Source organism: Dialister histaminiformans (assembly GCF_900103425.1).
GTDB classification, from domain to species: Bacteria; Bacillota; Negativicutes; order Veillonellales; family Dialisteraceae; genus Allisonella; species Allisonella histaminiformans.
On sequence record NZ_FMXA01000031.1, the window covers coordinates 1 to 9,368 of the forward strand.

Annotated in this window: 5 protein-coding genes, 1 rRNA gene and 1 pseudogene; 3 read left to right on the forward strand and 4 right to left on the reverse strand. The window is 42.1% G+C overall.

The genetic code is table 11. From position 1 onward, the window contains the following. Positions 1–182 (reverse strand): 16S ribosomal RNA (locus BLQ79_RS07880); the annotation flags it as partial. A gap of 460 nt (positions 183–642) precedes the next feature. Here BLQ79_RS07880 and BLQ79_RS08405 point away from each other — a divergent pair. Together BLQ79_RS08405 and BLQ79_RS07895 are read left to right on the forward strand one after the other, a co-directional pair. After that, positions 643–1,247: pseudogene (locus BLQ79_RS08405) on the forward strand (amidohydrolase family protein). A gap of 140 nt (positions 1,248–1,387) precedes the next feature. Continuing rightward, a complete protein-coding gene (locus BLQ79_RS07895) occupies positions 1,388–1,993 on the forward strand; it encodes a YczE/YyaS/YitT family protein (protein ID WP_091365540.1) in 606 nt (201 codons plus the stop codon). A gap of 379 nt (positions 1,994–2,372) precedes the next feature. Here the strand turns inward: BLQ79_RS07895 and BLQ79_RS07900 are convergent, their stop codons facing one another. The 3 genes from BLQ79_RS07900 to BLQ79_RS07910 all read right to left on the reverse strand — a co-directional run bounded on the left by BLQ79_RS07900 (position 2,373) and on the right by BLQ79_RS07910 (position 8,871). Beyond that, positions 2,373–3,083, reverse strand: a complete 711-nt coding sequence (locus BLQ79_RS07900) for a DNA methyltransferase family protein (protein ID WP_200779865.1) — start codon at positions 3,081–3,083, stop codon at positions 2,373–2,375. A gap of 5 nt (positions 3,084–3,088) precedes the next feature. Next, positions 3,089–7,555 carry an Eco57I restriction-modification methylase domain-containing protein gene (locus BLQ79_RS07905; RefSeq protein ID WP_091365544.1) on the reverse strand — a complete coding sequence of 1,489 codons (4,467 nt, stop codon included), beginning with the start codon at positions 7,553–7,555 and terminating at the stop codon, positions 3,089–3,091. A 329-nt stretch (positions 7,556–7,884) separates the two neighbouring features. After that, positions 7,885–8,871 carry a diaminopimelate dehydrogenase gene (locus BLQ79_RS07910; protein ID WP_091365546.1) on the reverse strand — a complete coding sequence of 329 codons (987 nt, stop codon included), beginning with the start codon at positions 8,869–8,871 and terminating at the stop codon, positions 7,885–7,887. Between the two features lie 141 nt (positions 8,872–9,012). On the opposite strand from BLQ79_RS07910, the gene BLQ79_RS08290 reads away from it, so the two are divergent. Beyond that, on the forward strand, positions 9,013–9,171 hold the full coding sequence (locus tag BLQ79_RS08290; protein ID WP_159427888.1) for a hypothetical protein: 159 nt from the start codon (positions 9,013–9,015) through the stop codon (positions 9,169–9,171). The last annotated feature ends 197 nt before the right edge of the window (positions 9,172–9,368 follow it).

Genomic DNA, 9,368 nt, shown 5'->3' on the forward strand with positions numbered 1-9,368 from the left:
CGGTATTAGCAGTCGTTTCCGTCTGTTGTCCCCATCCTGAAGGCAGGTTGTTTACGTGTTACTCACCCGTTTGCCACTGGAATCCAAAAAAGAGCAAGCTCTTTCTTTTCTTCCCGTTCGACTTGCATGTGTTAAGCACGCCGCCAGCGTTCGTCCTGAGCCAGGATCAAACTCTCCATGATAGATTGTTTGTTTGGCTCGATTATTTCTTGCCTATTTACTCTTTAAATTGCGGGATAATTTCTTATCCGCACATCGGCTTTATTGTTCGCTGTACTGTTCAGTTTTCAAAGAACCAATCGCTCTAAGCGACTCCATTATGTTAGCACGTAATGCTTTATAATGTCAAGTGCTTTTTTGCGATGTCTTCCGGAAAACGGTTGAACCGCTTTCCGGAAGTGGCCGCCTCATCAGAGGTGAATATGATAATATCACTAAGCCATGCGCTGTGCAAGCAATATTAGAAAGTTTAATGGCACCCGTATGGCAGACAATCAGAAGTCAGACCAGAAGCCTGCGGGGCTTCCTCTCAGACTAAAAGAACTCTGAACATTTGCATGCTTTTAGGGGCCTAGTATTGCACAATATGACGCAGAAGAAGTGTTACGCTCAACGATTGAATTTGCAAAAAAATATGATGTAATGGTACATGAGCATCTTGCGGAGAGTAAGAGTGAGTATGACTTTACGATAGAACAATTTGGGTGTTCACCGGTAGAATGGTTCTGGAGGAATAATCTGCTTGGAGATCGGTTTTATTATGCCCATTGTATTCATTTGGATGAACAGGATATAAAAGTATTAGCAGAGACTGGAACCGGCGTTGTAAGCTGTCCCATTTCAAATATGTATCTCAGTTCCGGCTCCTGCCAAGTTCGTAACATGATGGACGCGGGTGTTGAGCGCATTGGCCTTGGGGTTGATGGAGCTGCCAGTAGCAATTCATCTAATATGATGGAGGAATGCGGGTTGCTTATTTATTGAATCGATTAACCCATGAAGAAAATGCCTGTACATCTGAGGATATTTTATACATGGCTACATCTGGTGGAGCAAAAACGTTGGGAAGGAATGATATAGGTACCTTAGTGCCAGGTCAAGCAGCAGATTTGACGCTGCTTGACTGGACTTCACTTTCCTATGCAGGAGGCCGAAATGATCCTGCTGACTGTATCGTACTTAGTGGTGATGCCCGTATGGTGGATACTGTTATTGTCAACGGAGAGATTGTTGTTGAAAAGGGGTGATTGCTACGCATTGACGAATGGCAGAAAAGTGCATATGCTGATGAGATTGGTCATGAATTACTTCAGAGGGCTTCTAAGCACTTTCCCTCCCTTCAAGAAGAAATCATTTCGTCTGTACAGGAATCTACAGGAGGGGCATTATGAGAGAAAAAAACTGGCTTACTAAAATTATAGTAATTTTTGTTGGTTCAATTATTTCTGCTTATGGAATTACGCTTGCTATGTATGCCGGATTTGGCAGTGCAACTTTGGCCGTATTATGGCAGGGAGTCTCCAAAGTTACTGGGATGAGTATCGGAATGACTTCTTTTGTGATTGCAGTGGTCATGATCGTATTTGTATGGTTTTATGATCGTTCACAGATCCATATTGGAACTGTTCTGTATCAGGTGGTATACAGTGGGTTTGTAGAGATATTCAGTAGGATACAAAGATACAGCGATATTGTCTGGATAAATTTCCTGCTGATGTGCATCGGTATTATTCTCTTTGCAGTAGGAACTGGCATCTATGCATCAGCAAATCTTGGGCGTGGTTCTTATGAGGCAGTGACATTTTCTCTGGCAGGGAAAAATGGATGGCATGTCAAAATTGTCCGTATGATATTGGATCTGGCGATGGTCGTTATCGGGGTTTTGTTGGGAGGTAGCTTCGGTATTTGTACGATTATTACAGTTTTGATATCAGGCCCAATTATCCAAGCTACTGTACAGCAAATGAATAAATTTGTTTTTGGAGGGAAGTAAACCATGTATGATATAAAAATCAAAAATTCCAGCATAAATGGATCCAGCATAAAATAACGGCCTTTTGCCGGAATACGTTAAAACCTCGCTATATATGGACCTTTAGGCTATGCGTACCTTTCTTTAAATTGTATCAATCCCAAGCATCTTTGCTCACAGAGGCGTTCCCCCCACTTTGGGATTCTTCATCTTTACCATATTCTAAAGCACAGCAATTTTAGTGTTTTACAAAATTCTACAAGCGAAGTAATAATTTGCATGTTTCCTGATTTTAAATACAGAAAAACCGACAGGATGTTTCCTGTCGGTTTTTCTTTTCTGATTCTTCAGAGAGTATGCAGTTCTCATCCTTGTTGGATAAGCCTCCGCTACCATAGGGTTACAGATTCTGGGACTGAGTTTTGTATACATCTACCAGCCTGCAGGGAGTATATTCTCTGGTCACGGAAGACTTTTTTTCTGCCGGTGGTGCAAACAGACTCACTTCTTCATATGGAGTCTCTGGTACTGGCTCCTGCGCATGTTCAATAATGGCGGTAAAGGTATATTCCAACCGCTGTACATACTGATAGCCATGCTGTTTTCCCAGCAATTTCCATTCACTGAACATAATGGGTTTTCCATCGCTGTTGAGCTGTGTCAGTGCATTTCCTTGAGCCATGTTGGCCTGAATCAGAGTTTTAGCACTTTTCAGGACATTTTCATCCGTCAGATGGGATACCTCTTCTTCCGATTGCAGCTGATGCAGTCCCTGGTAATAGGAACGGAGAAACTGCTCATTCATGTTCATTACCAGCATTTCCACATTATCTTCCATAAACTCTATGCCATACAGGGAGGACAGGGCAATAAGCGCATTATCCCCATATTCCTGCACCGAGTGGCTTCTGTGAAGAGCCACGTCCATCTTTCTTCTGAGAATTTCCACCAGAAAAGCGCCTTCGCCCGCCGACGGTTCCAGAAACGTGGCAGACAGGTCATTAATTTTAGCAGTAATCTCCGGCTGATCCAGCATAAGTTCCACTATCCGCCTGGGGGTAAAGACTTCGCCTAAGGTACGAACTCGCTCCGATGATTTTATCAGTTTCATTTCACTCATTTTTGTCTTAAATTATCTACACACAATTTTATATGTTTTATTTCAGAATCATTTAATTTGAAGAGTTTGAACAATTGCACATCTATATCTTCAGAAAAATTAATGAAAGGATTATCATTTCTGTAATTCAAAATATCAGGAACTCTCTTCCCTAAAGAAGACAAATTCTCATCGGTCAGCAAAAATGCAAATCTTATTAAATAGCTAGTGGCAAATTTCATAAAATTTTCCGCTTCTTCCCTAGAATCAAAAATTTTTAACGCAACTCTTGAACGACCAAATGCTGAATGGTTGTCAATTATTTGAATCTGATTATCACGCTTTTGCCCGCCTGCATTAGCACTAGAAACAACTACTTTCCATTTACCTATAAGATTTTTATGATAAGTTATAACATCTTTATCAGCAACAAACCAAGTAGCCCTCCCCATTTTCCCTGCCTTATCATTTGTAAATAATTTTATTTGTCTGGAAAAGTCTATCTTTTCGTCAGAAATATAGTCAGTAACCTTGTCTGGATTCTTTTCAACAAAATTACTCTCTATTTTAAATAATTGTCTGTTAATAGCAGGACTATCATGAATATACTTAAACTGATTTTTCTGAACTACTTCATCAATCTTAGTTGCAATAGGCAAATCATCGGGATCCATCACAAAAATGTTAGCACCAGGATATTTTGCCTCTTTTAAAATTTTATGCCTTCCATCCTTGCCATAGAATTCATAAATAAAACTATCTGACGCTTTGTGATAATCTTTTACGACTATTGAAATACCATCTGGAATTGATACAGCACTGAACACTTCATTAGCATCTTCAAAATAAATCAATTTAGCTAAATGTCTATCATTTATCTGATTATACCCAAACTTAGCCATTCCTTTCCCCGATTGATGAATCCATCGTTTCCCCGGATAAATTAATGTTGTATAATCCGTGCTTAAAACATCTGCTAATTCTTGGAAGTATTGAAAAATATTTTGCACAGGTGCTTGGCCACTTCCCATCTTCTGTGTAGTTAATTCCTGATACGGAGGATTCCCAATCACCACATCAAATTTCATATATCCAAATAACCTCTCTATCTTTTCTGCTTCTTTTTCTACATCCAGTTTTGTATCGTCTACGATATTTTCCACATACTCTGCATTCATCGGCCAGTCGGTATGATATCCCCGCAGGGTTCTCATGGCGATGATTCTGGCCATAGGGGTTTTGGCAATGATAAATATATTTTCCCGTAAAATCCGTTTCCAGATCTGCTGTTCATCCAGTATACTGAAACGCCCTCCGGTCCGATCGTTCATCGCCATAAATTCTTTATAGTACAGGGATGCCGCCACAAATAAGGGGTATAAGCCTGTTTTGGCATTGATTTCCAGAATATGTGTCCGTTCTGAGTATACCCGGTCTGTGTATTCGGTAGTGATCCAGTTCTGCGCACTGACTCCATCCTGCGTTGTATTCTTAAACTCCTTATCGTAATAAACCAGTCCGCCCAGGGTTTTCCCTATATGCATATTGACCACACGCCACGGCGTCAGCACGGTTTCCTTGTCCGGATTCTTGAAGGTTCCAAAGATAGCTGCCATCTTTTCCACTCGGTCCAGTGGATCCGCCTTATCCAGTTCTTTGACTCGCTGACGGATAATCTTCCCGGCTTCGATAAATACATCTGCATCATAGTAGGGGATAAACTGTTTGAAAAGTTCTTTAGTGACGCCTTTGGGCATGAATTCTACCCAGGATACCTCATCAATGGAATTCACAAAGTTCCGGATGGATACCTCCTTATCAAACTGAATATCCATGCCATAAATCATCATAGGGATTCGTATGGAAATGCCGCGCAGGATAGAAATCATGGTCCTACGCTGTTTTCTCAACTCTTTAACCTTTTCGATAGCTTCCTGTTCTTCTTTTGTCCGCTGCTTTTTTGGTTTTCGCTTCCCCTTCCCATAGGTCTCATACTCTTCGTTTGTCAGTCCCTGATGATTGACATCAATGGTTACCGGTCGCTTTTCCTGCTTAGTCTGCCCCACAATAGCCTTCAGTTGATTAAAAGCAGACAAATCCCCCTCTTTCAGCATGAGGAGTTTATCAGAATAAATAGAATCATCATCAAAACCACTGCGGACAGCTTTCTCTGCATACACACGTTTCACCTTGGCCAGCAGGGAATCTACATTAAACGGCTGCATGCGATGCCCCTGTTCTCCAATAATAGGCAGGAAATTCAGAAGTTTTGACATCTTTTCCCGTTGCCCCTTCTTATTCACTCTGCCCACACCAGTAGACAGACTGGATGCTTCGGCCATAACGGTTAACGCCCGATCCGGAGCAAAGTCGAAGATATAGCAGTTCGTCTTTTCCCCAAACGTTTCACTGGAGTATGGGGTCTGCGCCCGGAAAGCCGCCTGGAGATACTGCATAGCGGAGGTCATGTTGGAAAGGAATAGCACCCCTGTCCATGGCCGGATGGTTACCCCTGTGGTCAATTTCCGCACCGTAAGGGTAATAGTTTTTGTCTTCGCCGGATCCGGATCCATAGCATTTTTGACCCGTTGCACATCGGAATCACTGGCTTCCAGCTCATCACTGGTGTCGCCACGTACTACATTGATAATCTTATAGCCTTCCTTATGGAATACGGAATCTTCTTCATTCAGTAAATCTTCCAGAGCATTGCATTCTTTAATTCCCGGAAGAATCCACAGGGTATGGCGCAGGTTATTTCTGAATTGTGGGGTAGAAAATGGATAATTGGTATTCCCTGGAGTAGTGATATTCTTCAGAAAACTGCGTACGGAATCTTCATGTGCAAATGTTCCCTGTTCGTCAGTTCTGAAGAACTCCTTGAAATTAAAACTGCGTTTATCATACGAATCCAGAGAAAAATCCGTATTTGTAAATTGCCTGTTCATTTCAAACGTATACATGGATACTTTCGGCAATCCCTGATAAGGGTTCTTCTCATCCGGATGTTCTTCGCTGAACCTGGCTTTGGCTTCCTGCTCCATGGTATAGTCCCAGGTAAATACCTGATCGTCCTCATAATCATTGAGCAGGTTAAACGGAGTGCCTGATAATTCAAGCAGTTTACAGTGTTTCTTATTCTTTCTTACCACATCAATCACATTCTGCGCCAGATCAGTCTGCGTACCTTCATGGGCTTCATCAATAATGACTAAGTCCCATTTAGTGTGGAATAGGTCCTCGTTTTTATCTCCGACTTTGCCGCCTACACATGTTGACCCTCTCAAATCCTGAATACTAGCAAAATAGACATACTTTTTACCGGAATCTTCCAATTCTTTTACACTCTTATGACCATTTCGTTTGGAACCATATAAATAGCCGGCTTCATTCATCCCGCATTTATTAAAGTCTTCAAACCAGCCCTCATTGACTACCGGCCGATGGGTCATAATCAGGACTTTTTTAAATTTCTTTTTCTTAATCAGTGCCAGGGCTGTCAGGGTCTTCCCAAAGCGCATCTTGGCGTTCCACAACATTTCATCATAATCTTTAAATGCCTTAATCGTCTGATCTACCGCATCCTGCTGTTCCTTGCGGAGTACGATTTTTTCTTTTTTCTGTCTCTGATCCTGTGGAACTACTTCTTCCTGTTCTAAGGCGGTCTTTCCGTCCTTGTATGCCTGTATCGCCCGTTTAGCCGTTTCGAGCGTCACTGGAAACCATTCCTGCCCTACATCCATATCCCGGCGCTTGATATTGGAGCGCTCTAAAATCGCATGGACATCCTTATCCCTGAACCAGGATCTATCACTCTGGCGATAAGCCAGTTCCGTCCATTGCAGAACATACGGAAGATTAGCGGTTTTCATGTATTGTTTGATTCTTGCATTGGCCGCTGCATTCAAATCCGGACTATTTTTCTTTAAATCCGCTTCCATATCAGCAATACTGGCATCTCCGATTTTTTCCAGTCCACGATAATATGGAATCGGTCTCTTTTTCTGATCTACTGTCTGGATATAAATTAATTTTCTTTCACTGGTGGCATACGTAGTCCGTATCGGCTCAATAAAGCTGGTAATATCTGTCTTAATCTCATAATAATGTCTGGCAAAGTAGGACATGATATGTAAAAGTTTCTTCAGATTATCAAGACCTGTCACCTTACCTACTGATGTTATCTCATGGGCACCGCTATTGCCATCTCCTTTTATTTCATATAAATCCTCAAGCACATCCTCATTCTTAATATAATTCCCATGTTTCAGTCGACGCAAATTGTCATTAAAGGTTGCACGTTCCTCAACGTCCATATATTCCTGATCCATAATATCTTTGACCAGATTTTCACAGATAGTACGGATGGTCACCACTTCCGACTGATAGTGTCCGTCTGCATATAACGATTCTACTTCCTTGCACGATTGATAGTATTTACCAGTATCCTCATTTTTAGTTAAAAACTGAAAGTTTGTTTCCATAGGTCATCCCGTTCCATTTCATTACTTATATATGCTTAGCGTATGTAAATCCGCAAAAATTCTACTGCCTGTTAATACTTCTTTTTAATACTACTTACTATCATTATAGAGGTAAATCCTGAAGAAAGACAACTGGCCGCTATTACCAGACCATATAAGCGGTACAAAAGTTGAATAAAAGCGGAATCAAAAATGCTGTGCTCTACATAATTTTTTTATAAAAGTGGCATGACAAAAAGACTTTCCATGAAAAATTGGAAAGTCTTTTTGCTACATCCTTTTGCTTAGCCCTCGAAACTTTACACTGGAAGGTTTTGAGGTCTTGCTCTTTACAGCATCTTCTTTCTTAACTCTTCTCCAGAGAGTGGGCTGAGGTAGGCCGGTGCGATGTCGAATACGGTCTTGCAGCCGAAGCTCTTTTCTGCTGCCAGTCTTGCCACAGCACGTGCATACGCCAGTACTACATGGGCTGTAAATTCCGGATTGGAATCGAGTTTCAGGTTGAATTCCATAACGTGATTATGTTCTCCGTTCACACCGGTGGTGCCGCTACGGAATACGAATCCACCATGGGCCAGTCCCTGATGATTGCGGTTGAATTCTTCTTCGGAAATAAAGTGAACCGTGGTGTCATATTCATCAAAGTAGTTTGGCATGGTCTTAATCTGGTTTTCCACGTAAGCGGCATCTGCCCCTTCTTCGAGTACTACGTAGCATTCACGGGTGTGCTTCTGCCGGGTAGTCAGTACTGGATTTTCTCCATTTCTGACTGCGGTAATAGCACTTTCCACAGGACAGGTATACTGCTTTGCATTCTTAACACCATTAATGCGCCGAATCGCATCTGAGTGTCCCTGAGATACACCCTTTCCCCAGAAGGTATAGTCACTGCCGTTAGGGAGTATGCAATTTCCAAACAGTCTGGCCAGGGAGAACAGGCCCGGATCCCAGCCGACAGAAATCATAGCAGCCTTTCCATTGGCGCGGGCCGCTTCATCCACTTCTGCAAAATGCTGCGGAATGTTTGCATGGGTATCAAAGGTATCAATGACATTAAACATTTCTGCATATCGCGGAGTCTGCTTCGGCAAATCGGTAGCGGAGCCACCAGCCAGTACGAGCACATCGATCTTATCTGTCCATTTTTCTATATCTTTTGCCTCTACCACCGGTACACCTGCTGTGCGAATCTTCACATTGTCCGGGTTTCTTCTGGTAAATACCGCCTGAAGCTGCATATCCGGATTGTCATGAATTGCATTTTCGATTCCTCGACCTAAATTGCCATATCCCATAATTCCAATACGAATTGTCATAAGGGTAACCTCCTTAGCATAGAAAAAGATTAATAAATCTATTGCCTTAGTATATCACAAATACTATGGTCTCCGTTTCTTTTCTGAATGGAAAGGAACGTTTATAATAAAAATATAATCTTTTTTTCAGGGAGGCCAATGATGAAAAACATAAATGATGAAATCAAACTTGAGCAGGCAGTGCGTGAAATGCTTCAGGATCCAATGACCGTCCGTGAAGTAAAGGTCATGCGGGACCAGGGGAAGTCAGAAGAATATATTCGTCACTGGCTCATGGAAATGGCCAAGCTGCAGGGATAATAAAGACAGGTTGGGGTAAGAGGCAGGCAGACCGTTGTGGCAGTCTGCAGACGGTCTGATGGTTCTTTCAGTCAGAACATTTGCATGCTTTCCCTTATCCCAACATACAAAGATGAGCCTTCGGCTCATGGTCGGTGCGAGCTAGAGGCTCGCAGGTCGGTACATCCTGAACGGATGTAGGTCGGTGCCTTAACTTC

Bases quoted from the DNA above. Each gene is read 5' to 3' on its own strand.
- BLQ79_RS07905 (WP_091365544.1), bottom strand. From the start codon at position 7,555: ATGGAAACAAACTTTCAGTTTTTAACTAAAAATGAGGATACTGGTAAA.
- BLQ79_RS07910 (WP_091365546.1), bottom strand. From the start codon at position 8,871: ATGACAATTCGTATTGGAATTATGGGATATGGCAATTTAGGTCGAGGA.
- BLQ79_RS07900 (WP_200779865.1), bottom strand. From the start codon at position 3,083: ATGAAACTGATAAAATCATCGGAGCGAGTTCGTACCTTAGGCGAAGTC.
- BLQ79_RS07895 (WP_091365540.1), top strand. From the start codon at position 1,388: ATGAGAGAAAAAAACTGGCTTACTAAAATTATAGTAATTTTTGTTGGT.
- BLQ79_RS08290 (WP_159427888.1), top strand. From the start codon at position 9,013: ATGAAAAACATAAATGATGAAATCAAACTTGAGCAGGCAGTGCGTGAA.